General features: G+C 37.2%; 23 protein-coding genes. 10 read left to right on the top strand and 13 right to left on the bottom strand.

From position 1 onward, the window contains the following. Positions 1–72 precede the first annotated feature (72 nt). A complete protein-coding gene (locus tag VHP32_05445; protein ID HEX2787332.1) occupies positions 73–804 on the bottom strand; it encodes a hypothetical protein in 732 nt (243 codons plus the stop codon). Between the two features lie 183 nt (positions 805–987). Here VHP32_05445 and VHP32_05450 point away from each other — a divergent pair, with 183 nt between their 5' ends. After that, positions 988–1,371, top strand: a complete 384-nt coding sequence (locus tag VHP32_05450) for a VOC family protein (protein ID HEX2787333.1) — start codon at positions 988–990, stop codon at positions 1,369–1,371. A gap of 49 nt (positions 1,372–1,420) precedes the next feature. Here VHP32_05450 and VHP32_05455 read toward each other — a convergent pair whose 3' ends face one another. The 12 genes from VHP32_05455 to VHP32_05510 form a co-directional block, all read right to left on the bottom strand. Continuing rightward, positions 1,421–4,024, bottom strand: coding sequence for an FAD-dependent oxidoreductase (locus VHP32_05455; protein ID HEX2787334.1), 2,604 nt, complete (start codon positions 4,022–4,024; stop codon positions 1,421–1,423). Between the two features lie 50 nt (positions 4,025–4,074). Beyond that, a complete protein-coding gene (locus VHP32_05460; GenBank protein HEX2787335.1) occupies positions 4,075–4,473 on the bottom strand; it encodes a hypothetical protein in 399 nt (132 codons plus the stop codon). A gap of 65 nt (positions 4,474–4,538) precedes the next feature. Further along, positions 4,539–5,183, bottom strand: a complete 645-nt coding sequence (locus VHP32_05465) for an RNA polymerase sigma factor (protein ID HEX2787336.1) — start codon at positions 5,181–5,183, stop codon at positions 4,539–4,541. Between the two features lie 94 nt (positions 5,184–5,277). Continuing rightward, entirely contained in the window at positions 5,278–6,099 is an 822-nt protein-coding gene (locus VHP32_05470) for a DUF4097 family beta strand repeat-containing protein (GenBank protein HEX2787337.1), read from the bottom strand. 16 nt (positions 6,100–6,115) lie between these two features. Next, the gene (locus VHP32_05475; GenBank protein ID HEX2787338.1) at positions 6,116–6,526 is read right to left on the bottom strand and encodes a DUF6249 domain-containing protein; all 411 of its coding nucleotides are present in this window, start codon (positions 6,524–6,526) and stop codon (positions 6,116–6,118) included. Positions 6,527–6,744: 218 nt separating this feature from the next. Continuing rightward, positions 6,745–7,941 carry a KamA family radical SAM protein gene (locus VHP32_05480; protein ID HEX2787339.1) on the bottom strand — a complete coding sequence of 399 codons (1,197 nt, stop codon included), beginning with the start codon at positions 7,939–7,941 and terminating at the stop codon, positions 6,745–6,747. 157 nt (positions 7,942–8,098) lie between these two features. Then, positions 8,099–8,572 (bottom strand): GNAT family N-acetyltransferase, encoded by a 474-nt coding sequence (locus tag VHP32_05485; GenBank protein ID HEX2787340.1) that lies wholly within the window; start codon positions 8,570–8,572, stop codon positions 8,099–8,101. A 91-nt stretch (positions 8,573–8,663) separates the two neighbouring features. Then, positions 8,664–9,755, bottom strand: a complete 1,092-nt coding sequence (locus VHP32_05490; protein ID HEX2787341.1) for an ATP-grasp domain-containing protein — start codon at positions 9,753–9,755, stop codon at positions 8,664–8,666. 17 nt (positions 9,756–9,772) lie between these two features. Next, a complete protein-coding gene (locus VHP32_05495) occupies positions 9,773–10,858 on the bottom strand; it encodes a D-alanine--D-alanine ligase (GenBank protein HEX2787342.1) in 1,086 nt (361 codons plus the stop codon). 209 nt (positions 10,859–11,067) lie between these two features. After that, positions 11,068–11,781, bottom strand: coding sequence for a hypothetical protein (locus tag VHP32_05500; GenBank protein HEX2787343.1), 714 nt, complete (start codon positions 11,779–11,781; stop codon positions 11,068–11,070). 154 nt (positions 11,782–11,935) lie between these two features. Beyond that, on the bottom strand, positions 11,936–12,385 hold the full coding sequence (locus VHP32_05505; GenBank protein ID HEX2787344.1) for a DUF2231 domain-containing protein: 450 nt from the start codon (positions 12,383–12,385) through the stop codon (positions 11,936–11,938). Positions 12,386–12,472: 87 nt separating this feature from the next. Continuing rightward, positions 12,473–12,952, bottom strand: a complete 480-nt coding sequence (locus tag VHP32_05510) for a ubiquinol-cytochrome c reductase iron-sulfur subunit (protein HEX2787345.1) — start codon at positions 12,950–12,952, stop codon at positions 12,473–12,475. 200 nt (positions 12,953–13,152) lie between these two features. Between VHP32_05510 and VHP32_05515 the strand changes: the two genes are divergently transcribed. From VHP32_05515 to VHP32_05555, 9 genes are all read left to right on the top strand, one after another. Next, complete coding sequence (locus VHP32_05515; GenBank protein ID HEX2787346.1) at positions 13,153–14,007, top strand: class I SAM-dependent methyltransferase; 855 nt, start codon at positions 13,153–13,155, stop codon at positions 14,005–14,007. A 66-nt stretch (positions 14,008–14,073) separates the two neighbouring features. After that, positions 14,074–14,427, top strand: coding sequence for a DUF3127 domain-containing protein (locus tag VHP32_05520; protein HEX2787347.1), 354 nt, complete (start codon positions 14,074–14,076; stop codon positions 14,425–14,427). Between the two features lie 31 nt (positions 14,428–14,458). Next, entirely contained in the window at positions 14,459–15,490 is a 1,032-nt protein-coding gene (locus VHP32_05525; GenBank protein HEX2787348.1) for a glycosyl hydrolase, read from the top strand. 151 nt (positions 15,491–15,641) lie between these two features. Continuing rightward, positions 15,642–16,208, top strand: coding sequence for a DUF899 family protein (locus VHP32_05530; GenBank protein ID HEX2787349.1), 567 nt, complete (start codon positions 15,642–15,644; stop codon positions 16,206–16,208). After that, entirely contained in the window at positions 16,209–16,724 is a 516-nt protein-coding gene (locus VHP32_05535) for a DinB family protein (protein HEX2787350.1), read from the top strand. A 46-nt stretch (positions 16,725–16,770) separates the two neighbouring features. Continuing rightward, entirely contained in the window at positions 16,771–18,555 is a 1,785-nt protein-coding gene (locus VHP32_05540) for a S8 family serine peptidase (GenBank protein ID HEX2787351.1), read from the top strand. A gap of 562 nt (positions 18,556–19,117) precedes the next feature. Beyond that, complete coding sequence (locus VHP32_05545; protein HEX2787352.1) at positions 19,118–21,013, top strand: ABC transporter ATP-binding protein; 1,896 nt, start codon at positions 19,118–19,120, stop codon at positions 21,011–21,013. 30 nt (positions 21,014–21,043) lie between these two features. Beyond that, positions 21,044–22,870: an ABC transporter ATP-binding protein gene (locus VHP32_05550; GenBank protein ID HEX2787353.1), complete on the top strand. Its 1,827-nt coding sequence runs from the start codon at positions 21,044–21,046 to the stop codon at positions 22,868–22,870. Between the two features lie 198 nt (positions 22,871–23,068). Next, positions 23,069–26,293, top strand: a complete 3,225-nt coding sequence (locus tag VHP32_05555) for a S41 family peptidase (GenBank protein HEX2787354.1) — start codon at positions 23,069–23,071, stop codon at positions 26,291–26,293. Positions 26,294–26,379: the final 86 nt, after the last annotated feature.

Below are 26,379 nucleotides of genomic sequence, written 5' to 3' on the forward strand. Positions count from 1 at the left end.
AGCCGCTTGCGCGGCTCGGGGGTTCGGGAGGACTGAAGGAAGGAAATGAGATTTGTAAGTAAGATTAAAATTTTAATTATCGTCAGGTGAGCCGTTGCGGTCGTCATCTCTGAAAGCTTTTGCAAAGCTTCTTTTGATGTTGTCATCAATGGTATCGTCGTTGCCGGAGTTTCGCGGGTCAAGCTCGATGCCGTTGCTGAGGAACCACAAATTTTTCTGAAGAAGGACAGTAATGTTTTTTGCTTCGCTTCTTATGTCAACAGGTCTGTTGAAGTCAATCACAATGTTAATTGTTTTTCTTGATTTGAAAACGAATGCGCTTCCGTTATAAGTGCCTTTTATGATTACGGAAAATCTTTGATGACCGCTTGTGCCAAGTTTGAATTCAGGATCAGAAACGGTTTCGTTGTCTTCAGGTTTGTGAAGCTGAAACTTTATTTTGCTATAAGTGCCTTCAGGAATGCTTGCCGAAACAAGGTCTTTAACGTTCCCGCTTAAATCAAAATTTATGACAATCGGATTAAGACGGATTTCTTTGCTTCCGGCAGAGTTTTCTACTTCGATTTTGCTGAGCAATGCTTTTGCTTCTGTAATCTGAATGTTGCCGGTCGGGTTATCTGTGTTTTCAGTCGAAGCCAAGTTTAGTTTGATGTTTTCACTTCCGGTTCCGGTGCCATTTCCACCGCCATTGTTGTTTGTGCTGTTGTTTGTCAGGGGGTTTGTATTGCATCCTGCAAAACCAAGAGAAATCGTAAATAATGCTGCGAAAATAAGATTTATTTTGCTTTTTAATGATGTTTTCATTGTTTTTCCTTTTTTGTTCCGATTGCCGTTTTAGTTATTTAAAATGTCGTAGCAATCACTACGACAAAATAATAATCTATAAACTTAAATGTCAAGAGGGAAATTTAAGTTTCTTAAAAATTTTTTCTTTGGTTTGTTTTAATCTCTAATTTGCATAACTTGTAAATAAAAAATTTTAAAATTATGGATTTGAAATGCCAGCATATAAGCTTTAATGTTTCGGATATCGAAGCAATGAAAAATTTTTACGTGAACACACTCGGAATGGAATTACTCGATGATAAACCGAATTTTTTTGCGGCACGCGCAGGTGATGTGAGGTTTTCATTCTTTGGCGGCGCAAACAAAAGAAATAATTTTGATGATAATGAAGTCGGAACGGGATTTGTTCTAAGAACAGATAATATTCAAAAAGTCAGAGATGAACTTGTGAGTAAAAATGTTAAAATGCTGAATGATATTGTTACTGCACCGGGATTTATGAAATTCATTACAATCGAAGATCCGGATAATAACATTATTCATATTGGTGAGTATCTGGCAGACCCGTTGGAAAAGAAGATATAGCTTTTAGATTTTTTAGGAGGGGATTCTTCGCTTCGCTCAAAATGACACTTTAGGATTTTTGTTTAAGTAACTCATCAATAACCTTAGCACCGAACTTTGCTGATGCCATTGCCTTCACAACGCTTCCTGAAAATGCGGAATTTGAATCGCCATAAATCGAAATGAATTTCCCGTCTTTGTTGTATGAAGTTAAAACCGCCTTCTCACCTTTTTCGCACGGCACAAGATTCATTTTTCCGTTTTGTTCGGGTTTAAACAAAACATAGTATCCTGTCTTTGGATCGATTTCAAATGTCGCCGGATGTTCATCGTTGTATATATCGTTGCAGTTTGTGCCTGCTGCAATAACGATTGTCCCCGCAGGCAGCATTTCAAACTTTCCTGAGTTTTTGAAAATTAATTTATCTTTTTCTTTGTTAAAGCTGATTTTTTCAAATTCTGCGGCAACAGGCTGCTTGCTTTCATTAACAATGAACTTGACTGGTGAAAACAGCTCGACTATATCAACACCCTGCTCAAGCGCTTCAATTATCTCTTCATGATTTTCTCTGTACGACGGCGCATCATTGAGACGTTTTCTGTAAATCATTTTCACGCCACCCCAGCTTCGCACAAGTTCAACAAGCTTCGGCATGCGGTTCTCTGATTTCGCAAGCTCTTTTTCTCTCCGGACTTGCTCGTAATGTTCCTTATACAACAGCATTTCAGAATCTGAAATTTCTAAATCCTTACCTTTACCAGCAAATAATTTTTCAAGAAATACCGGATAATAATTCAAAAGTTCAGTCGAGCAGTCAATTGCAGTTAACCCACCTCCTATTATAATTCCCGGCAGCTTAACCTTAAATATATAATCATTATCAGGATTAATGGCATCTCTTATTTGCAGATTGCTTAAAAACTCTGTCGAGTAAAAAACCCCTTCGGCATTTGCATTTTCGACTTTCACTATGTTCGGTTTTGCTGCGCCGACACACATCGCAATGTGCTTATATCCTTCGTTCCATGCATCCTCAATTGTATAATCACTGCCGAGCTGTTTTCCGCTTTCGATTCGGAAGTTTTTATGCCGCATCAGGTTAATATAAATAACATTCAGGAAATTTTTATCCCACCTGACTGTGATGCCATATTCACTGGCACCGCCGAATCCGAGACTGTCGCGTGTATTCAAATCATTATAAATATCTTCATAATAATTTTTTACCGGTTTTGGATTTGAGCTGTCTGAATACTCAGGATAAATTTTTCTCACAGAAAGTTCATCAATCATTGTAATGCCATATCCTAAATTCAATAAATAATGTGCCATTGTATATCCCGCAGGTCCCGCACCTACAACAAGAACCTTCTCGCTATTATACTCCTGCATAATTGGGTTTTCAATATTCAGAGGATTCCATCTTGAAAGCAATGAATAAATCTCAAAGCCATAAGGAAGAGCTAAAATTTCTTTTAAGATGCTGGTCTCCACAAGCGGAATATTCACCGGCTCCTGTTTCTGAAACACACAGCCTTTCATGCAGTCGTTGCAAATGCGGTGTCCCGTTCCCGGGCACATCGGATTATCAATCATTATAATTGAAAACGATGCAAGAGGAAAGCCTTCTTTTCTTAATAAATGGGATTCAGAAATTTTTTCGTTAAGCGGACATCCGTAAAGCGTAACACCAAGAGGATTTTTTTGTATTGCACCGAATCGGTCTTTATATCCTGTCGAACAAGAATCTTTCTCGCGTTCGTGGCAATACATGCAGTAATCAACCTGGTTCAATATCTGGCGTGTTGTTCTCGGATGGTCGTTTAAGCTGAAACCGTCGCGCTCTCTGAAATGGTCGTGAGGATTTTCAATCAGCTCTGCAAAATTTTCGTCAGGTCTTTCAAAATGAACAAGATGGTCAAAATCTACTTTATGAGGTTCAAAATATGAAACCCAATTCTTTGTGTTTTTATCGAAATAATATTTTACAAAGCTCCATTTTTCAAGATTGCTCTGAATTTCTTTTATATTCTCATATTCCTCTTTATCACCGAGTAAGCCCTGTGACTTTAAATCGGTAATTAATTTGTTTGCATATTGCCTTACTTTATCCGAGATTACAAAATTTTCCGGAGCAAATTTGTCTCCTTCATAAAACCACTTAAACTCTTTTGCAATTTCCAGAATTTCAAGAATCATTTTTGCAGTTGCGTATTCTTCATCAATTTGAAAATCGTTCACATTGCAGAAAACTTTTTTAATCTTATTTACAAAATCATCCAGCTCATTCCAGTTTAAATCTTTTAAACTTTCTGGCTTATATTTCTTAAAAACAATTCTTTGAATGAACTCTTTCTTGAAGGAAAAAATGATTCTTTCACGTTCAGTATTGAAACGGATTTTTTCAAGCTCACCGGTGAGATTAAATAATTCACCGATAAAACGGGATTGAATTCTTGCCGCGTCAATAAGTATTTGAGAAATTTCCGGTTCTTTTAGACCTTCACCCTTTGAATCCCGATATGAAATGAATTTACCATAGGCGGCTTCATCCGAATTTTTAAAATAATTCAGAAAATCGTTATATAAAATTTTAAGCTTTGAGGGATTATTAAAGTCCTGGAATGTTATGTTGAAGCTTGGGTTTAAGAAGCTTGCTTCATCTTCTCTCATTAAAGGTTATTTAATTCGGAAATAACTTTATTAGATAACCCTAAAATATCTTATCGTTTTCTTAAAATCAATTTATCCATAAATGAACTTATGAGGGCAAGTCCGAGAATGGCAATAAATAATAAAAGATATCCTGAGGAAAATCCGATTGAGTTTGAGATGCTGTAACTCCATTGCTGCACCAGATTTGAAAAATCCTGAACAAGATTGTCGCTTCTTTGCGCGGCAGGCGAGGTTGACGTTGACATTAAATATCCAACGGCAACAATGGCAGAAACAAAAATTAAGGATATAAAAGCAGTTACATATTTCAATACCTTTGCTTCTTTTTTATCTTCGATGGCGAATTGTTTTGAGAGCTCAATTTCTTTAAGCAGACGGTCTGTGAAATCATAAGGCGCATCCACCATTAAAGAGGTTTTTATTTTATCATCTAAAAAGTTATCCATTTTCCCTTTTCTTGTTTCCATAATTAGAAATTAAAAATTTTTTTAATTTAAAAGCATTCATTTTATTATACATAATCAAAAATTTCTTCTTCGGAGTAATTTTCCAAAATAATTTCGCGAAGCTTTTCTTTTGCACGAAACAGGCGGTTTTTTACCGTTCCGACGGGCAATTTTAAGGTTTGTGTAATTTCTTCATAGCTCATATCATTCAGATAAAACATGTTAAGTATGATTGAATACTGCTCAGGCAAATTTTTTATGTATCTGTCAACCAGATCTTTAACTTCTTTTTCCGAAAAGTGCTTGTCCTGTATTGCTGTTCTTATGTCAGTTTCTTTTTCTGAAGTTAGGTTTTCTTTAAATCTTGAAGTCAGCTCATCGCCTTCCGAAAAATCCGAATCTTCAACATCAATCGAAATCATACTGAAATTAATTTTCTTTATTTTCTTGTAATTATCCACAGCAGTATTATAAACAATAGTATAAAAATAAGTTGAAAGCTTTGACTTTCCTTCAAACTGACCATCAAGGATTGCCCTGTATAGCTTTAAAAAAGATTCCTGAAGCGCATCTTCTGCATCCTCAGGATTCTTCAGGATTTTAATGCACAGGGAATATGCCTTATCCTTGTATTCATCGACAAAGAGCCGGAAGGAGTTTGAATCTCCTTCCTTAATTTGTTTTACAATGTTGTCCTTGTATTCTTTCAATCTTATTCAAATCTTGTTTGGTAAGACAGACATGACCCAAAGGGTGCCCCTGTCTGTCTCGACAGGCAAGAATGCCTGTCGTCCCCACTTCCTCTTATAAAGTTGTTGATGTTCCGTTTCCGAAAAATCTTATCTTGCCGTTGGTCATGTCTATTCTTATATCATATAAACCGCTGCCTAACGTACCTTTGAAACTTTCATTATCTCTGCTTCCATCTCTGTTATCATATCTGTCGACATTCATAAAAGTAAGACCATCATATTCTAATTTTCCATGAATCCAGTCAGCTCTGACTTTTGCATTTACGTTTGGTCCCAATGTTAAACGAACATCTCCATTAATAATATCGAATATCATTCCTTTTGTGGAATCAATCGTTCCGGTAACATCACCGCTATTAATATCGGCTTTAATATTTCCTGATACATGCTCAAGACTAACTTCGCCATAAATAAGTCCCAACACAATATCATTTTCAAGATTATTTAAGATTATATTGCCGCTGTTGTTATCTATTTTCAAACTAAGAAACGAAGGAACTGCTATTGTATAGTTTACTTCGGGACGTCTCATTTTTGAGAAAGGTCCGTCATCGTAATCTCGTGTGTCATAATCAATTCTGATGTTGTCCGTAAGGGTATCTATGACAATTTTAACTTCATCAAACGGCTTATCCAAATCTTTTTTCCTGACCAGAACTTCTTTTACCGCGGTTATCTTCACGGTGCTGTCCTGGCTTTTGATTATGGTTATATTTCCGCTGACGTTATCGAGCGTTAATGCTCTTTTGCTTGCTGCATTGATTGTGAATTTTTCAGTTTCAGTCTTTGTGAACTTTCTGAAACTTCCGCATCCTGTCATGTAAACTGCCAGGATGCAGAGTATGATGAATAAAAATTTATTTTGCCTGCTCATTTTATTTTTTGCGCAATTAGTTTGAAAAAGTTTTAGAAGATATAGCCGCTGCGGATTTTTCTTCCTTCTTCGTTTTTGAGGTAATGATAGCATAATATAAAAGCAACCCCGCACCGCCGAATATTAAGACTATTCCAAATCCAAGACCTTCATCGAAATCATACATGTTATATAAAATTTGTGAGACAAAAATACCAAGTCCCACAAACAGGAATAATATTCCCCACTTAAGTGCCGCATAAGGATTTTTTGGTTTTTTTGCTTCGGCAAAATATGACTTTACTTCTTCGGGTGTTAACCCTTTTTCAATTAAGCGCATTCTTTCACGGTGACGTGAGTATAAATACCACAGTATTATCACACCCGGTATTCCGAATGTCCCGAGTATTGCCACCATTGGGACAAAAACTTCTGCTACATCATTCATTGTTAAATCTCCTTTAGAGTTTTGTTTAATTATTTACTTAATTGTTATGACTGAAACAGCAGGCAAAGGTTTCAATCAATTAGCAATTAATAAAGTGCAATTTGTAATAAAATTAGCATATTATAATGAAAAAAGGGGCTTAATGCCCCTTTTTGAATATTTAACGTATAATGCTTTGAATTTTCATATTCACGTTTGACGTTTGACGTCTCACGTTTTTACTGCAAGACAGGTATCTTTACGTCTTTCACTTTTGTGCCGTTAGTATTTCCGTTCGTACCGTTTCTGCTTCCGTTTCGCTTTTTATAAATTGTCTTTCTTACTTTATTCTTGCGCATAAATAATTCTGTCTGTGCTGTGTAAGCATTGTTTTCATCCTGAACGTCAGGATATTCATATATATTATACTTAAAATTCCTGAGAATGATTTTGTCTTTATCGCGTGCAAGTACATATTCAGGAAGAAGCGGAATCTTTCCGCCGCCACCGGGAGCATCGATTACGAAATGCGGAACTGCAAGTCCTGAAATATGTCCGCGAAGCGCATCGATGATTTCAAGTCCTTTGCTGATTGGAGTTCTGAAATGATTAGCACCTTTAGTTAAGTCTGCCTGATAAATGTAATAAGGCCTCACTCTCATTGCAAGCAAACCTTTCATTAAGTCTTTCATAACCTGCGGGTCATCGTTTACGCCTTTCATCAATACGCATTGATTTCCGACAGGTATTCCTGCATCTGCAAGCATTCCCGTTGCGCGTTTTGATTCTTCAGTGATTTCCCACGGATGATTGAAGTGAGTATTAACATAAATCGGGTGATACTTCTTCAGCATCGTGCAAAGCTTTTCAGTGATTCTGTGAGGAAGCACGCAAGGCATCTTTGTGCCGAGGCGTATTACCTGAATGTGCTTGATTTCTCTTAATCTCATTAAGATTTTTTCAAGCATTGTATCGGTTAACATAAGCGGGTCACCGCCTGATAAAATCACGTCGCTGATTTCTGTATGCTGTTCAAGATATTGGAAAGCGGATTCAAGACCTTTCATTGAAATCTTGCTTGAGTCACCGACTTTTCTTTTTCTTGTGCAGAAGCGGCAGTAAAGCCCGCATTGTGAAGTAACAAGGAACAAAGCTCTATCAGGATAGCGGTGAGTGATATTCGGCACCGGGCTCATGTCATCCTCGTGAAGAGGGTCCTCAGGTGCATCGATATCATTCAGCTCGACTTCATCGGGAACGCACTGCTTCCAGATAGGGTCGCCCGGATACTTTATTAGTGATAAGTAGTAAGGATTAATTCGTGCCTGAAAGAATTCATCGAGCCGCTCGGCTGTTTCTTTCTTAATTCCGAATTTATCCATAAGCTGCTCTGGACTGCTAACGCTTTCTCTAATCATTTCTTGCCAGAGTTCCATAAAGTTTTGCTCCTTTTTAATTCAAGGGTGTCAGAAAATTATTTTTATCTTACACCCAAAACTTTTATTCTATATACTCACCTCTTTTATTTCAGGTGAGAAACTTTATTGTTAAATAAATCCCGCCAAGGCGGGACATCGCTTCGCTCTGCTTTCGTCAGAGATACTTGCCATAAATTACCAAGTCGTCTCCCGGTCGGTAAAAATCTTTTATCTGGTAAAGCAGACCATAACCGTTTTTTTCATAGAACTTTCTTTCTTTTTCATATCCCGGCTTCCCGCTTGTCTCAATCAAAATCAATCTTCCGTTTTTATTCTTTATATGGTCTTCAATATGCTTTACTAATCCGCTTCCTACACCTTTTGACTGAATCGTGGGGTTAACCGCTATCCAGTATAAGTCATAAGTACCTTCAGTCAGCGGTCTCGGTCCTATGCAGACATATCCCCGAATATCTTTTGTCTCATCATCTTCATCGGTAAATATCTCGTAATCTTTCTGCTCTTTGTTATTGATATAAACATCAATCAGTTCCATTGCTATCTTTACTTCATCATCGTTAAAACTTCCCGTATCAAAAAGTATCTTCTCAATTTTATTTCTATCCTCAGATATTAAGTTTCGTATCAATTCTTTTCATATTCCCCCTTAGTAAAGGGGGTTAGGGGGTTGTAAAAATAATTTATCCCCTCATGGGATTCCCGCCTGCGCGGGAATGACTTCAAATTTTAACTCCCCAGCGTTCGGCTGCGAAGTTGATTATGTTGTTAATCAGCTCTTCATAAGTCCAGCCGTATGCTTTTCCGCTGCGTGTAAAACCTGTATCGCTGTCAACGTCAGATGCAATGTCAGGATTCGGATTAAGTTCCAACACATAAGGAACACCGTCCTTAACTCTGAAATCAACACGAGCATAATCGGAAGCTCCGATTATCTTATAAACTCTTTTTGCTGTATCCTGAATTTTCTTTTCAAGTTCAGGTGAAATATTTTTTGCGGGACAAACTGCTTTCGTTCCTGCAAACTCAACTGTTTTATACATCCATTTACTGTTGTAGCTGACAATCTTCGGATAATCCGCAGGAAGCTCAACAAAATCAATTTCCGAAATCGGAAAAACGATTAAATCATTTTCATCATTCTTAACGTTTCCGACAACGCTGACATTTATTTCCCGTCCATCGATAAACTCTTCTATTAATGCCGGCTGTTTATGCTCAGCTAAGATAAACTCTACTCTTTCTTTAAGCTCTTTATCGTTATATACAACTGATTTGTTTTCAATACCAATGCTGGCATCTTCACGTGACGGTTTTACTATTAAAGGATACTTGTCTTTAACTCTTGAGTAGCCGTTTAAAAATAATTTATCGGTATCACCGCAGACAAAATGCGATGAAGTCGGAATATTATAATAGTTAAGGATTTCTTTTACGCGAGGTTTATTAAGCGCAATGCCCAGAGTCAAAGCGCGAGAACCGGTATAAGGATATTTTAAAATTTCGAATAAAGCAGCGATGTTCATTTCCTGAGTCGGGTCGCCGTCGAGGGATTCGCATAAATTGAAAATCATATCAGGCGGGTCAGCTTTAAGTTCATCGATTAACTTATATATATCAAGCGCAACAGGAACAATTTTGACTTCGTGACCTGATGGTGCAAGAGCTCGCTGTACAGCTTTCATTTCATCAAGCACGCCGTATTCGCTCATGTCAATTGATTCCTCGACAGCATCAATATCGGTTACGCCGTCGTCATAGATTTTGCCGGTCGCATACTGCAAAGGGTCGTTGTAGATGATATGTATCTTCATTCCGTTCTTTTAGCTGCTTATTTCTTGTAACGCTCGGTTGCGTAATCAAGAACTTTGTTAATCATCGTGTCGTAATCCATTCCTGCAACTCTCGCAGCTTTCGGAAAGCAGGAATTATCTTCAGGGTTAGGTAAAATACCCGGTAAAGGATTTATCTCTATTATGTTAGGAACACCTTTTGAATCAAGACGGACATCCATTCTTGCCCAGTCGCGAAGACGCAATACATTGAACGCATCTCTGCATGTCAATTCAATTGCTCTGTTTGTTTCAGGGTCGATGTGCGCAGGACATTTAAAAATGTCGAGCTGGTTTTCTCTCGTATCAAAAAACCACTTTACTTCATAAGAATAAATTTTGTTGAAACCTTCAGGCACTTCATCGAGATTGATTTCAACAACGGGAAGAACACGAACGGTTTTTCCGTTGCCGAGCAATGCAACGGTAAATTCTTTTCCTGTTAAATAATCTTCAACGATTGACTGCTGATTGTAACAATCCTTTATTCTTAAGATTTCATTTTTAAGTTCATCTATATTATGAACTACACTTGTATTATAAATTCCCTTTGAAGAGCCCTCGTGGAGAGGCTTTACGAATTGCGGATATGTGATTCCGGCAGGAATTTCGTTTATGTTATCGGTAATGAAGAATTTGGAATTCGGTATATTATAGTAGGAAAGTATTTCTTTACAGCGTGATTTGTCGTGACAAATGCCAATGCTTACGGGGTCGCTGCCTGTATAGGGAATATCAAGCATTTCAAGCATTGCGGGGATTTGCGACTCGCGTGATGCTCCGCCAAAACCCTCGGCAACGTTAAAAACAAACTCAGGTCTTATAGCGCGAAGCTTGTCAAATGCTTCTTCATCTGCCTCTATTAATATAACATCGTGACCGTTTTTTTCGAGAGCATTTTTAATTGCTTCGATTGTATCGATGCTGTCCCATTCCGCGTAAGTGTCATCCACTCTCTCGGAATATTTTTCCAAAATATTTTCGTTGAGATATTTTGACGCAGCGCTGTTTTTGTTTTCAACCTGCTCTAAAGAATTTTCGAGCTCGGTTTCTTTTTTAACGTTGTATGTTATTGCTACTTTCACTTTATAAAAATTTTTTTGAAGCACGTAACAATTGCTTTATGCAAATATAACATTATAAATATATTTGTCAATAAGTTTCTTGTTTTTTCAGGTGTTTAGATGAATTTTTTTTTTGAGGCGTTATAAGTTAAGAAAAAATATTTTTATAAAAAAACTTTTTTGAGAAGTAAGAAAAAATATTTTTCGCAGGTGAGCTTTAATTTTTTGAATTAAAAAATTTCCGTATATGCAATGACAAGACAAACATAAATTATTTTTGAAAGCATAACAGCAAGGAGTGATTTTAAAATTCCTGAAACAAAATTTTCTTTGAAGAGTAAAGTATAAATAATTATGAAATAAACTACACCGCTCCAGAAGAAAATTTCATCAGTCACTTCAACAAATGCGGGTGAATGAAATAACCATTGGACCAAAGTAACTAAAATATTTACAAGGAATAAATTGCCGAATAAAAAACAATTTGCAACCAAATTTTCAGGATAATTCAGCTTTCTTTTTCTGAAAAGAAGGAAGGTAAATAAAGAAATAACAGGAATTTCAAGCATGTCAATAATTGACATGTTGCTTAAATAAAGCTTTATGAATTTTTCAACCAATGGGTCATCAGGTGCTGCCGGTATCGATGTGAGATGTATTGACTTAATCAGCAAAAAAGAGTTTAAAACGGATATAAAAAACACATATCTTAACGGATTATAAAATTCAATGCGTTTCCCTATGAAGTAATTGTTTATGCTTTGGACAGGATGGGTATAGTTTAACTTTATTGAATGGAAAATGCTGCTTTTGAATTTATAAAAGACATCAAAGAAGTCTTTTATTATAAGCTTAAAATCATAACGGTGCGTATCTGCGGATTGTCCGCAATTGGCGCAGTATTTTCCCGTTAGTTCTTGTCCACAATTTATGCAGTTTGCCATTATTAATTATCAAAGGTGAAACGTCAAACGTGAGACAAAGTAATTATTTTAAAATTATAGAGAAGTGAAAAAAGAATAGTTAATTGGGAAAGCTCAAAATAAAATATTGGTTAAGAATAAAAAATTTAATTATTCATTATTAATTATTCGTTACTCATTTATTTTCGTTTATTTCAGAATGTTTTATTTGTCCGCCGAGGTGAGCTGTCTGCACCATGATTCCAAGAACTCCAAGCATAAGCAGCATGTATATTAATCCGATAATCCAGCGTTTTGATTCCGCACCTCTGAATAAAAATAATCCCACAATTGCCAGACCTCCCAGAACTTCCATTGCAATGAAAGCAAACTCCGCTGCTTCTTCATGTTCTTCAATCATTTCTTCATTAACGCCTTCCTGTCCTTCGATTAGTTGTTCCGCTTTTTCTCCCGAAGTATATGTCAATATAGTAATCAGCGCAATAATTACGGTAAGAACCATTGAAAGCCGTATAATCTCATTATTCTTTCGAAATACACCGTAAAGTAAAACAAGAAAAATTATAATGAGTCCTATTACAGGAAAGTGATTGGTAAGTAAATGAAGATGGGCTGAATTAGGCATAAACAAGATTTTATTTTGAGAAAAACGGGTAGGACAGATATTTTGTCTGTCCGACAGGCAGGAATGCCTGTCGTATCAATTTTTAAATTACATATTTATTGTCAGCGTATTTGTTGCTGAATCAAAAGTCGTTTTGTAACTTTTCAAACTTTTTGTTGCAGGACCTTCAAGAACTTTTCCGGTCTTATCAAATCTTGAACCATGGCATTCGCATTGAAACTCCGTTCCGTTAAATGCAGTCGCGCACTTTTTATGAGTGCAAGTTGTATTTATTGCTCTGAACGAACTTCCGCCTGTTCTGAAAACAATTACTTTGTTTGTTACCATTGCATAGCCACCCGTGCTCCCAAGCTCTGGATAATCAGAAATGTTAATAACTTTTGCCATTCCGGTAGTTTCTGCTTCCTGAACGTTTGCAAAAAGCTTATCGAAATTTAAACCGGTAACTGCAATACCTCCGATGATTAAACCTTTCGCTGATGTTTTCAGAAAATCCCTGCGGCTGCAGTTGCTTTGTATATTATCTGTTAAACTGTTATTTATCTTTTTTAATTTATCCTGTTCCATTATTTCAGATTTTTTGATTAAATTAGAATATTATATTTTATAATGCAAGAATAAAAATTTGTCGTAGTTCAACCTACCACACTTTTTATAACTTTTAATTATTTATTATAGTTTCCGACATACCAAATTTAGATATATAATATTAAATATTAGTTTAATAGTATTTCAGGCATAAATTTTGCAAGTAAATAAACGGACAAATGGACGAATTTTTAGAGACCAATAAGAAATATTGGAATGAAAGTGTTGAAATACACAAAAAATCAACACTTTATAATGTAGAAGCCTTTAAAAAAGGTAAAAATAAACTTAATTCAATAGAATTAAGTGAAATTGGAGACATTTCAGGAAAATCACTTTTGCATCTTCAATGTCATTTCGGAATGGATACACTTGCTCTGGCAAGACTCGGAGCAAATGCAACCGGAATAGATTTTTCTGAAGTTGCTATCAAAGAAGCAAAAAATTTATCAAAGGAATTGAATATTTCAGCTAAGTTTATCCACACCGATATAAATTCATTGATTGATAATTTAGACAATTCTCAGTATAAATCCGGTGAGCTTTTAAAACTGCGTGAGGAAAAATTCGATATAGTTTTCACTTCTTCAGGAGTATTAGGATGGCTGCCTGACATAAATAAATGGGCTGAGGTTATAAATCATTATTTGAAACCAGGCGGATTCTTTTATATAGCAGAAATTCATCCGGCATCACAATTATATGAATATTCAAAAGAAACAAATCAGTTGATTTTAAAGTATCCATATTTTTATTCTGATAATCCTTTAGAATTTAATGACTGCGGAGATTATGCAGACAGAAATGCCAAATTAAATAACAGCAGAACATTTGAATGGGTACATAATATTTCGGAAGTTATAATGGCGTTATTGAATCAAGGATTAAATCTAGAATTTTTTCATGAGTTTCCATTCACTTGTTACCAGCAATACCCGAATATGAAAGAAGATGAAGAAGGACATTTTCGCTTCACCGACAAAAACATAAGCTTGCCGCTTATGTTTTCTTTGAAAGCAAGAAAACCGGCTTAAATAAAAAATACATTTATGAATTTAATGTGAAGACAATACTGATTAAATTGAACAAAAAATAAAATAATGACCATACAAGGAAAAATACACGAGATTTACCCGTCAAAACAAATAAAAGATAATTTCAAAAAGAGAGATTTTGTAGTTGAGTATTCAGAGAATACTCAATATCCGCAACATTTAAAGTTTGAGCTTATACAGGACAACTGTGATTTGCTCGATAGTTTTAAGGTAGGCGATGAAGTTGAAATTAATTTCAATTTACGGGGACGCGCCTGGACAAACAAACAGGGAGAAACAACTTATTTCAATTCATTTGTTGCATGGAAAATTGAACCGTCTTCAGGCGCGGGTCAAAGCCAGAGCAGCAAATCAGAAAATTCAAATCAGGAGTTCTCACCGGATGACCTACCGTTCTAAAATTTCAACATTAATTTTAAGTTTTTTTTGTATGTGTATATTATTTTTATACACTGGTTTTGTTTTTTCACAACATAAAAAAGTCCTGCCTCCCGAGTACGGCATTTATCATTCAGCATTTCCTGAAATGGGACCAACCGAAGACGTTGTTACTCTCGAAAAAATAAAATCATTCGAAGAAATGACGGGGAAAAATCTTGTCTGGGTTTATTTCTCAAACAACTGGTTCAAAGGAATCAGGTTTCCAAAAGAAGACTGCGAAACTATCATGCAGGCTGGAAGAATTCCATATATAAGAATGATGCCGCGCAGTGATTTTTATGATGGAGTGGAAGATCCGGTTTATTCACTTCAAAAGATTCTGAGCGGAAGTCTTGATGAACAATTAATCCGATGGGCAAAAGATGCAAAAGAATTTGGTCAACCGATAATGGTTGAGTTCGGAACGGAAGTCAACGGTAACTGGTTTTCATGGAGCGGCGCGCTTAATGGCGGCGGAAGCAATGACTTATATGGTAATCCTGCGTATCCTGACGGACCCGAACTTTTCAAGGATACTTATAAATACATAATAGATTTATTCCGTGAGTATGAAGTTGATAATATCACGTGGACATTTCACGTCAATGCGGGCTCTGCACCGGATGAACCATGGAATAATTTTAATGCATACTATCCCGGCGATGATTATATAGACTGGATTGGTCTCAGCATTTATGGAACGCAGGTTCACAATAATCCTCCCTCAAAATTTGTCGATGTGCTGCGTGATAGTTATTTCAAGCTCAGCATGATTTCAATTACAAAGCCGATTGCGATTTTTGAATTTGGGACAATCGAAGACGCATCATACAAAAAATCTGAATGGTTTAAAGATGTTTTTACTACTTTAAAATCAGGCGAATTTCCCCGCATTAAGGCAATCAGCTACTGGCATTCAAAATGGGAAGATGAAAATGGAAAAGTTTACAACATGAAAATAGATTCTTCTCCTGAAGCATTGAAAGCTTACAAAGAATTCATTTCAAACAGATTATTCATTTCAACACCGAGACTGAAATAAGTTTTGCTGTCCATGAAATTCACAAAGCACAAAACAATCAAATTTGTTTGTGCTTTTTGTGTTTTTAGTGTGATTTGTGCTTAATTTTTTATTATTTATATGAAAATTTATTTCGTTATTTTATAAGATTAATCATCTAAATTTTACAAAAATGGATAAAGAAAAAGCAGAAAAAGAGCTTATGGGGATTTATCAGGACCTTGAGAAGCTCCGAAAGAAAGCTATTGAGATAAATAGCGAACTTGCAAAAATGGATGTCGAACAGGATTATGTATTTCATACTCCTGACGGAAAAGAAGTAAAGCTTTCTGAAATGTTCGGTGACCAGAAATATTTATACACTGTTCATAACATGGGCAAGGGATGTTCATACTGCACAATGTGGGCGGATGGATTTAATGACACATATAAAGACATTGCAAAGAAGGGCGCATTTGTTTTGGTATCGCCTGACTCACCTCAGACACATAAAGACTTCAAAGAATCACGCGGTTGGAAATTTAATTCAGTTTCAAGCCAGGGAAATACTTTTACAAAAGATGTGGGATATTATGTTGATGGTCAGGGTTACTGGCCTGGAGTTTCTGTTTTTGAAAAATCCGATGACGGAAAAATAAAAAGAATAGCAAAAGATATTTTCGGACCGGGAGATTTTTATTGCAACGTCTGGCATTTTTATGATTTGCTCCCGACAGAAGACATAACAATGAACTCATAATTGGAAAATCCTAAATCTAATTTTGCATATAACCAGTGGAAAATGCTGGTTAATGATTGGATAAACTTAACCATAGCAAGAATCCCTGAAGAAGCTTTTAATCTTGAAGTATCTCCGGGAAAAAATAACGGTGTGTATATTCTCGGACATCTTGTTGTAAGCGATGATGATTTTTCTGTTTATATGGGTAAAGGAGATTTTCTTTTCCCTGAATACCGAGATTTGTTTGCGAACGGAACAAAATGTTTGTCTCCTGAAAATTATCCGTCTGTAAAAGAAATTCTTGAAAAGTGGAAAGCTGTTTGCGACAAGAATGAAAAAATTTATCAAGAACTAAAAGACATTGAATTTGATGAGCTTCATGCTTTGTGTGAAGACCCCGAGAATGATTGGTTCAAAACCAAAGAACGGATTATCCAGGCGTGGCAGCTGCATCAGGCATATCACGCAGGACAGCTCGGAATAATTGAATCAATTGCAAAATCAAATATAAAATTAAAGGAACAAAAGAAGTAATATTTTCCTTTAAATTATAGAATTAAAAGTTAATTAATAAATATTAATGAGAAAAATTACATATATAATTGCTTTATTTGTGTTAATATGCGGAACTACACAGGCGCAGACATCTTATGGCGAGATGGATATCACAACCAAACTGAAAGAAAAGTTTTATGACAAAGATGGAAATTTGTTGACAGGAAAAGGAGTGGTGGTTGCAGATATGGATTCGGGTATTGATGTATTTCATCCTTATTTCTTTTTTGCCGATGGCGGTGAGTTCGACTGGATTGATGTTGATGGAAATAAAAAATTTACTCCGTGGGTTGATGCAGTTGATTTAAATAAAAACGGTCAGGCAGATGCAAATGAAAAGATTGGTGTTTTGTTTATTGCTGACGGAACATATGGATTGCTCGGAGCTAAGTCACCGAGCTATCAGGCAGACTGGGATTTTTTATATGTAGATGCTAACAATGATAAGAACAGAAACTATGGCTTGAAAGAGGGATTCACAGAGCAAGACCCGACTTATGGTGAGCAGCTTTTAATAACAATCGATGCAGATAAAAATAATACGTTATCCATAGGTGAAAAGATTGTAGCGCTAAAGACTTCCAAAGTTCGTTCAGTCCGTGAGAAAAACGGAACAGTGCGAAGACGCGGAGTTGATTTGATTCATACCGAACCCGATACAATTCAACACGGGACCGGAGTTATGGGATTGGTTCTCGGCGGACATTATGGTGTCCAGAGAATTCACGGGATTGCTCCCGATGCAGAACTCGTAATGGCGAACATTGATTATAAATATACACCTCCTTATGTTACGGAATTTCCCGAGTATCTCGAGTTCATCAAAGGAGAAAATCCGAACATATTATTAATAGAAGACGGTGAGTGGCAATGGCAGTTTATGGACGGCTCAACCGAAGAAGAATTGATGATGGATGAAATGGCGCGAAACGGAATAACGGTAATCGGCGGCGGCGGAAACCTTGCAGGCGCAAAAGAACTAATGAAGGATACGCTTTCAGCAGGAGAATCAGAAACTTATGAAATTTCAGCCCCGAGAAAATCAGAAGGAAAAATTAACGACGGAATATTTACTTCATTTTTATGGACTGAACCTTCAAATAAAATTTCTTTTGTGATTGAAACTCCGGAGAAAATGAAGACACAGGTTATCTCAGACGGTTCGGGATTTTTTACATTAGGGAAATATAATATTTTTTATTCGAGAGATGTTTCTTCGAGAAACACGGTGATGATGCGGTTCGGTTTTTCAGAGAAAGATTCGGGAAACGTCGGCGGCGACTGGAACATAACCGCAACATCTCAGCAAAATGTTGTGCTGTGGGGATTCACGGGCGACGTTTCACAGTCATGGTCGGGAACAACCCACTGGAAATCTCACGTCACTGATGAAGGAACGGTTACATTTCCCTGCACAGGTGACAGTGTGATTGCAGTTGCGGCATATACAGTGAACTATCCTTTTTATCCGCAGGATGTTATTGGTGACTTGTGTTATTATGGCGGACGCGGTTATAATATAACGGGAAAGATGGGCGAAGACATAACCGCTCCGGGTCATACGACATTCTCAACTGCTCCCGATTTTGCAACGCAGATTTTCAGCGGAACGAGCTCTGCTGCTCCGCATGTTGTAGGCGCAGCTGTGCTTATGCTTCAATATGACCCTACATTGACACACTCGCAGATAAGACAGATGCTTCTTTCGTCGGCATCAAGCGATAAGTTTACGGGAACAGTTCCGAACTCAGACTGGGGCTACGGCAAGCTCAACATCGAAGCCGCAATCAGAAAAGCGATGGGAAAATAAATTAGAAAAAGAAGTCATTCCCGCGAAGGCGGGAATCCCAGTCTAAATTTTTTTCTTTCAATTCCTGTTAGAAATCAAAACTTAATAAAAAAATGTCAATCAAACGATTGACATTTTTTTTTAGAATGACTATTTTTGTTAATCTTTAAACCATATACTAAATAATGTTTCAAAGTCTTAAATAACTAGACTCGTCGTAAACAATAGATGATAAAATTAAGAACACATATCGCAGCATATGATATATGCTTTATGGGACAAGCCATCGAATCTCCGGTGGTGGGAAATCCGTGGTTTAAAGAAACCTCACATTACTTCCGAATGCTAAAGACGTAAAAGCAATCAAATAAAAGAGTTTTCAAGAAACCGCGGATACCAAAAGTGTTCGCGGTTTTTTTTTGCAGTAATACGTTTTTATAATGAATAGCAATTTTGTTGGGTACGACAGGCATTCTTGCCTGTCGGGACAGACAGGAATGTCTGTCCTACCAAATTTTTCTAATTAAATAATTTTATTCTTTGAATTTGATTGCAGCTCAATCAGTTCGGAGGTTTAAATCATATGAATAATCTAAAAAAACTTTTCAGGATTTTAGATAAGTGGAAATACTATTATGTAATAGCAGGTATTTTTCTTATCTGTGCAATGACGGTGAGAATGCTTGAGCCGAAAGTTCTGCAGATAACGGTTGATAAAATCGTTGCATATACTCAGGACACTTCGGTGAAGCAAATGGAAAACAACGATGCAATCGCTCAGGAATTTTATAGCTGGCTGCCTGAGCTGAACAACGATAACGTCGGAACAGTTCTGATTTATCTCGGAGCAATGTTTCTTGTTATTTCACTGTTCAGAGGTTTGTTTTCGGTATCCGCAAGCTCGCTTTCGACTTACTCGACCGAGAAGGCGATAAAGAAGCTCCGCGACAGGCTGTTCTCCCACCTGCAGGCGGTTCCGCTCGCGTACCACTCGAAGACACCGACGGGCGAGCTGATTCAGCGATGCACGGGAGACGTTGAGACGATTAGAAAATTTTCGACTCATCAGGTGATTGAAACTTTGAGGATGACTGCAATTTTCTTCGGAGCGTTTACGATGATGTTGACGATTGATGTTACTTATGCGTTCATAACAATCTCTCTTGTTCCGGTAATTTTAATCGGATGTATTTTCTTTTATAAGAAAGAAAGTGAGATATGGACAAAGCATGAAGCTGAACAGGATAAGCTTTCGATTATGGTTCAGGAAAATTTGTCGGGCATCAGAGTTGTAAAAGCATTTGCGAAGGAAGATTACGAGATAAAAAAGTTCACGGCGCAAAATGAAGTTAAACGCGCATGGGGATTGAAGCTGTTGAAGCTTCATGCTTATTTCTGGCCGTTCTCTGATTTCATTGTTTATACTCAGATGGCAATTGCATTGCTTGCAGGCGGATATTTTGTATTGAACAACCAGATAACAGTCGGAGAATATGTTGCATTTTATTCTTATGCGACTTTCGTTATCTGGCCTTTGAGAAGAATTGGACAAATCGTGAGTGAGATGGGTATGACAACGGTTGCGATCAACAGAATTTTTTCGATACTCGATACTGAGACCGAGGATTACTCAGGTTCAGAGCATGAAAAAACAAAGCTTGAAGGAGAGATTGAATTTAAAAACGTTACGTTCAAGTATGATGATGAGCATGACCAGCATATTTTAAATGATGTCAGCTTTAAGATTAAGCCGGGCGAAAAAATTGCTCTGCTTGGTCCGACAGGAGCAGGAAAATCGACAATCATTTCTTTGCTGATGAGATTTTTTGAACCGCAAAAAGGTGAAATCCTCCTTGACGGCAAGAAACTGAACTCGTTCTCAAAAGAATTTTTGAGAAGTCATATCGGTGTAGTTCTGCAAAAATCTTTTTTGTTTTCAACAACTATAAAAGATAATATTGCTTACGGAAATCAGAACTCTCACATAGATGAGGTTATTGATGCGGCAAAAGCGGCGCAGATACACGATATAATCACTGAGGTGTTTCCGCATTCTTATGAAACGATTGTCGGTGAGAAAGGTGTGACACTTTCGGGCGGACAAAAGCAAAGGGTTTCCATTGCAAGAACGTTGTTGATGAATCCCGATATTCTTGTTCTCGATGACTCGACTTCTGCGGTTGATACAGAAACTGAATTTGAGATTCAGAAAGCATTGAGAACTCTTGCAAAAGGAAAAACAACTTTTGTAATTGCTCACAGAATTGCTTCGGTTCAGGATTGCGACAGAATTATAGTTCTTGATAAGGGAAAAATTGTTGAGTCAGGAACTCACAATGATTTGATTAAGAACGAAGGATTTTATAAAAAGATTTATGACATACAGGTATCGATTGAAGAAGAAATTGAAAAAGAAACACAGGAACTTGAACCGAATAAAGATGAAAAAGATAAATCATTAACTTCTTTATTAAACTAATATTTCTGATAAAGAAAAAATTTTAAAATTATGACAAACTTAAGAGAAGAACATTTTCAGGCGAAAGGGTCAATCTTTCCTTTCTTAAAAAGATTGTTCTCTTACACCAGAAAATATAAAAAATTTCTGACGTTGTTTATAGTTTTTGTTCTCACGACCGCGGCAGCCGAAGCGCTGCTGCCGGTTGTCTGGATGAATCTGATAGATAATGCGATAGTTCCGCTTGTAACACAGCAGACAAACGATTATTCTCCTTTATGGAAATACGTATGGATTTATTTCGCACTCGGATGTTTTGTTGCATGCAGTGTTTATGTTTTTATTTTTTGCGCAGGAAGAATACAGGAGTTTGTTATGTTCGACATTCGGCAGGATTTGTTTAAAAAACTTCAGCAGCTATCGTTTTCCTTTTATGATACTTCTGCTGTCGGCTGGCTGATGTCACGAATTACTTCGGACTCGCATAAAGTAACGGAGCTTATTTCATGGAACTTCATTGAAGCAGTTTGGGGATTCGGCATGATTGTATTCTGTTCGATTGTGATGTTCATTTACAACTGGAAGCTTGCGTTGATTGTAATTGCAGTTATTCCTGTTTTGTTCTTGCTTTCGGGAAGAATAAGAAAATTAATTCTGAAATATTCCCGTGAGTCAAGAAAGTATAATTCGGAAATTACTGCAAGCTTTAACGAAAACATTAACGGGATAGAAGTCAATAAATCGATGGTTCAGGAAGACCGCGCGAGCGGAAAATTTGAAACACTGAGCGAAAAAATGCGTTTATCTTCATTTAGGTCCGAGTATTACACGGCGCTTTATACTCCGCTCATCATTTTCGGCGGTTCTATAGGTGCAGCAATTGTGATTTATGTTGGCGGTCAGATGACTATTGGTCTGCCTCCTGAAATCACGCTTGGAACACTTGCAGCATTTTTCGGATATGCGACTTTGATTTTCGAGCCGGTACTTGACATATCGAGATTCTATGCACATGCGCAGGGATGTATGTCAGCAGGTGAAAGAATTTTTTCACTTGTTGATATGGACGTGAAAGTAAAAGACCTTGATAAATCTGACAGCTTTGAAAGAATCAGGGGTGAAATCGAATTTGAAAACGTTTCGTTCAGCTATGAAGAAGACAAGCCGGTTATTGCTGATATGAATTTAAAAATCAAAGCGGGACAATCGATTGCACTTGTTGGTGAAACGGGTGGCGGTAAATCGACAATCATAAATCTTATCTCGAGATTTTATGAACCTGTCGGCGGGAAAGTAAAAATTGATGGTCAGGATTATATGAATAAGACGATTCAGTCTCTCAGAAGCCAGCTTGGTATTGTTTTGCAAACTCCGCATTTGTTTTCGGGGACAATCCGTGAGAATATACGCTATGGCAATGAAAATGCGACTGACCAGGATATAATAGATGCACTTAAATTTATCGGAATAGATGAATATATTGAGAGACTTGACGAAGAGGTCGGCGAAGGCGGCGAAAAGCTTTCAATGGGGGAAAAGCAATTAATATCTTTCGCAAGAGCGGTACTTGCTAACCCTGCAATTTTCATTATGGATGAAGCAACTTCTTCGATTGATACACTGACCGAAGCCAAAATCCAGCAGGGAATTAACGAGATAATTCGCGGAAGAACTTCCGTTATAATTGCACACCGTCTTTCTACCATTAAGAATTGTGACAGAATTATGGTTGTCCGCAAAGGAAAAATTATCGAAGACGGAAGCCACCGTGAGCTTATGATTAAGAAAGGACAGTATTACTCGCTTTACACAAGACAGCTTCGCGAGCAAAGAGAAAAAGAAATGCTCGACAATGAGCAGTTAGTGATGAGTAATTAACAATGTACAATGTGCAATTAGTAATGTGTAATGAATAATGTTGTGAAATAATAAAATCCCCTCTTGAGAGGGGTGGCTCCAACGAAGTTGGAGACGGGGTGTGTTCTCGGAAGGGGATTCCCGCTTTCGCGGGAATGACTTCCATTTGAAGAAATGTTAAAAAATTAAAAATATAAAAAACCAAACTCTAATAATGTAATGGCAAATTCAAAAGGGTATTTCAGATTTCCTACGGTTAACAAAAACAAGATTGCATTTGTAGCTGATGATGACTTATGGCTGTTAGAAGATGAAAAATCAATTCCGAGAAGATTAACATCTAATCTTAGCAATGTTGCGCATCCGAAATTTTCACAAGATGGAAAGTGGATTGCATTCACTGCCAAGGAAGAAGGGCAGATGGAAGTTTATCTCGTTAGCGCTGAAGGCGGAGAGATTGAAAGATTAACATATCTTGGCGGCAATACAGCAACAGTGAAATGGAGAGGTGATGAAATAATTTTCAGAACCGATGCGCAGTCTCCTCACGGCGGTTATTATTTTTTGTATTCGTTAAACGTTAAGACGAAAGCTTTAACTAAATTAATTAAATATGGAGTTGCAACCGACATAAGTTTTGGAAACGGGTTTACAGTTCTCGGCAGAAATACTCTCGATCCTGCAAGATGGAAGAGATACCGCGGCGGAACAGCAGGCGAACTATGGATTGACAAAAACAATCGCGGCAACTACGAAAAATTTTTGGATTTGAAAGGAAACTTTGCTTGTCCGATGGTTGTGGGAAAGAGAATTTATTTTATTTCTGACCACGAAAGAATAGCAAATATTTATTCAGCAGATGTATCAGGCAGCGACATAAAAAAACATACACGCCATAATTTTTTCTATGCAAGAAATGCCTTCACTGATGGAAACAGAATTGTTTATCACTGCGGCGCAGATTTGTATGAGCTGAATCTAAAAACAAACAGAAGCAGAAAGCTGAATTTTGAATACAGAAGCGCTTCTACGCAGACAATGAGAAAATTCATTGATGCCGAAAGATACTTGGAAGATTATGATATTTCAAAAGATGCAAGCAGAATGACAATCACGACACGCGGAAAAGTTTTTGCGTTCGGAAATTGGGAAGGTCCTGCAGTACAATTGCCAAATGCTAACGGATGCAGATTCCGTCTTGCAAGATGGATTGATAAGGACAATACCATTGCATTGATGAGTGATGAAACAGGTGAATACAGAGTTAATGTTTTTAATCTGAACAATCCTGAAAAAGTTACACGCTTGAACAATGTTGAGATTGGTTTTCCTTATGATATGAAAGTCTCTCCTGATGGAAATAAAATCGCTGTTATTAATCATCGCAATGAAATTTTCATTGTTGATTTGCAAAACAAATCAAAGACTGCGGTCGATAGAGACACGTTCGGCAACGTAACCGGGTTTAACTGGTCGCCTGACAGCAGATATCTTGCTTATTCGGTAAGGATTGATTTGCGAACAAAGATTATAAAAATATTTTCTGTTCCTGAAGGTAAATCATACAACGCAACTTCACCGTTGCTGAATGATTTTGAACCGTCTTTTGACCCGACAGGAAAATATATGTATCTGCTTTCAGCAAGAATCTTGAATCCGATTTATGACATGATTCATTTTGATTTGGGATTTCCGAAAGCAACAAAACCTTTCTGTGTTGTATTGCAGAGAGATAATACATCGCCGTTCAGTCCTGCTCCAAAAGGATTTGACGATGACATGCATAAAAAACCTGTTGATAATAAAGACAACAAAGACGAAAAAGCTAAACCAAAATCAAATGAAATCAGAATTGATTTCAATGGCATTGCAGACAGAATGATTCCTGTTCCGAGTGAGGAAGCAATTTATAAAAATATCGGTTCGACAAGTGATAAAATATTTTATACAAAATTTGAACCTGAAGGTGCGAGATTTTCAAACAACAATCATGGTTTGAATCCTCCTGCAGACGGTGAATTAAAATATTATGATTTAGTCGATCAGGCAGAGAAAAAACTTCTCGGCGGAGTTTCGGAATTTAAAATTTCATCTGATAATACTGCAATAATTATCCGTGTCGGTAATAAGCTTCGAGTTTTAAAAACTGCAAGCGAAGAGCTTGAGCATATAAAAGAAAACGGAAAACCCGCACGTAAGAACGGATGGCTTGATTTATCGAGAGTCCGTGTGCAGATAAACCAGCGTGATGAATGGCGTCAGATGTTCAGAGAGGGTTGGAGACTGCAGCGTGAGTTTTATTGGGTTGAGTCAATGTCGAACATAGATTGGCAAAAAGTTTTTGATGAGTATTATCCGCTTGTTGACAGAGTTTCATCAAGAGCAGAATTCTCAGACTTGATGTGGGAAATGCAGGGTGAGCTTGGAACTTCTCATGCTTATGAGATGGGCGGTGATTACAGACCTTGGCCTGTTTATAACATCGGCAAGCTTGGAGTTGATTATGAATATGATAAAAATACAGATGCATATAAAATCACGAATATATATTCGGGTGATACTTGGGATGACCAGGTTGTTTCTCCGTTGAAAGCTCCGGGAGTGAACGTGAAAGTTGGTGATTTGATTCGCGAAGTGAACGGGTTTAAAGTAACAAAAAATAACGAGCCGAATAAATTGTTATTGCATTATAACGGCAAGGAAGTTCGTTTGAAAGTTTCTGACGGAAGCGGACGAAACGGAAGATATGTGAATGTTAAAACCATTTCGAGCGATTTGTATTTACGTTATCGTGATTGGGTTGCATTCAATAAGGAATACGTTCACAAACAAACAAAAGGCAAAGTCGGATATATACATATTCCCGACATGGGTGCCAATGGTTTTGCAGAGTTCCACAGACACTTTTTGACCGAGCTTGATTACGATGGATTGGTTGTTGACGTTCGTCACAACGGCGGCGGTCACGTTTCTCAATTGCTTCTTGAGAAACTTGCACGTAAAAGAATCGGTGCGGATGTTGCAAGATGGTTTGGAAGCTATCCTTATCCCATTGAATCAGTTAAAGGTTCTATGGTGATGTTGACGGATGAATATGCCGGCTCCGACGGTGATATTGTTTCGCATGCGTTTAAGCTTATGGGACTTGGAAAGCTTATCGGAAAAAGAACATGGGGCGGCGTAATCGGTATCTGGCCTCGTTTTGCGCTTGCAGATGGAACACTGACAACCCAGCCGGAATTTTCAACCTGGTTTAAAGATGCTAAATGGGGAGTCGAGAATTACGGAACAGACCCTGATATTCCTGTTGATAATAAACCGCAGGATTTTGTGAAAGGAATCGATGCACAGCTTGATAAAGCAATTGAAGTAGTACTTGAAGAAATAAAAATGAATCCACCTTTCAATCCTGATTTTACAGTGAAGCCGGATTTATCGAAATAAAAAAAAAGATAAAAAATGGAAGTCATCCCCGTGAAAACGGGGATCCCAGTACGCGAAGCATAGTAAGATATCCCAATTTTTACCAG

The organism is Ignavibacteria bacterium (assembly GCA_036262055.1).
GTDB lineage: Bacteria > Bacteroidota > Ignavibacteria > Tepidaquicellales > Tepidaquicellaceae > DATAJP01.

Excerpts from the sequence above, each read along its gene's own strand:
- VHP32_05555 (HEX2787354.1), top strand. The coding sequence starts at position 23,069 with ATGGCAAATTCAAAAGGGTATTTCAGATTTCCTACGGTTAACAAAAAC.
- VHP32_05510 (HEX2787345.1), bottom strand. The coding sequence starts at position 12,952 with ATGGAACAGGATAAATTAAAAAAGATAAATAACAGTTTAACAGATAAT.
- VHP32_05505 (HEX2787344.1), bottom strand. The coding sequence starts at position 12,385 with ATGCCTAATTCAGCCCATCTTCATTTACTTACCAATCACTTTCCTGTA.
- VHP32_05460 (HEX2787335.1), bottom strand. The coding sequence starts at position 4,473 with ATGGATAACTTTTTAGATGATAAAATAAAAACCTCTTTAATGGTGGAT.
- VHP32_05490 (HEX2787341.1), bottom strand. The coding sequence starts at position 9,755 with ATGAAGATACATATCATCTACAACGACCCTTTGCAGTATGCGACCGGC.
- VHP32_05450 (HEX2787333.1), top strand. The coding sequence starts at position 988 with ATGGATTTGAAATGCCAGCATATAAGCTTTAATGTTTCGGATATCGAA.
- VHP32_05445 (HEX2787332.1), bottom strand. The coding sequence starts at position 804 with ATGAAAACATCATTAAAAAGCAAAATAAATCTTATTTTCGCAGCATTA.
- VHP32_05520 (HEX2787347.1), top strand. The coding sequence starts at position 14,074 with ATGACCATACAAGGAAAAATACACGAGATTTACCCGTCAAAACAAATA.
- VHP32_05515 (HEX2787346.1), top strand. The coding sequence starts at position 13,153 with ATGGACGAATTTTTAGAGACCAATAAGAAATATTGGAATGAAAGTGTT.
- VHP32_05470 (HEX2787337.1), bottom strand. The coding sequence starts at position 6,099 with ATGAGCAGGCAAAATAAATTTTTATTCATCATACTCTGCATCCTGGCA.
- VHP32_05475 (HEX2787338.1), bottom strand. The coding sequence starts at position 6,526 with ATGAATGATGTAGCAGAAGTTTTTGTCCCAATGGTGGCAATACTCGGG.
- VHP32_05455 (HEX2787334.1), bottom strand. The coding sequence starts at position 4,024 with ATGAGAGAAGATGAAGCAAGCTTCTTAAACCCAAGCTTCAACATAACA.
- VHP32_05480 (HEX2787339.1), bottom strand. The coding sequence starts at position 7,941 with ATGGAACTCTGGCAAGAAATGATTAGAGAAAGCGTTAGCAGTCCAGAG.
- VHP32_05525 (HEX2787348.1), top strand. The coding sequence starts at position 14,459 with ATGTGTATATTATTTTTATACACTGGTTTTGTTTTTTCACAACATAAA.
- VHP32_05500 (HEX2787343.1), bottom strand. The coding sequence starts at position 11,781 with ATGGCAAACTGCATAAATTGTGGACAAGAACTAACGGGAAAATACTGC.
- VHP32_05530 (HEX2787349.1), top strand. The coding sequence starts at position 15,642 with ATGGATAAAGAAAAAGCAGAAAAAGAGCTTATGGGGATTTATCAGGAC.
- VHP32_05550 (HEX2787353.1), top strand. The coding sequence starts at position 21,044 with ATGACAAACTTAAGAGAAGAACATTTTCAGGCGAAAGGGTCAATCTTT.
- VHP32_05540 (HEX2787351.1), top strand. The coding sequence starts at position 16,771 with ATGAGAAAAATTACATATATAATTGCTTTATTTGTGTTAATATGCGGA.
- VHP32_05545 (HEX2787352.1), top strand. The coding sequence starts at position 19,118 with ATGAATAATCTAAAAAAACTTTTCAGGATTTTAGATAAGTGGAAATAC.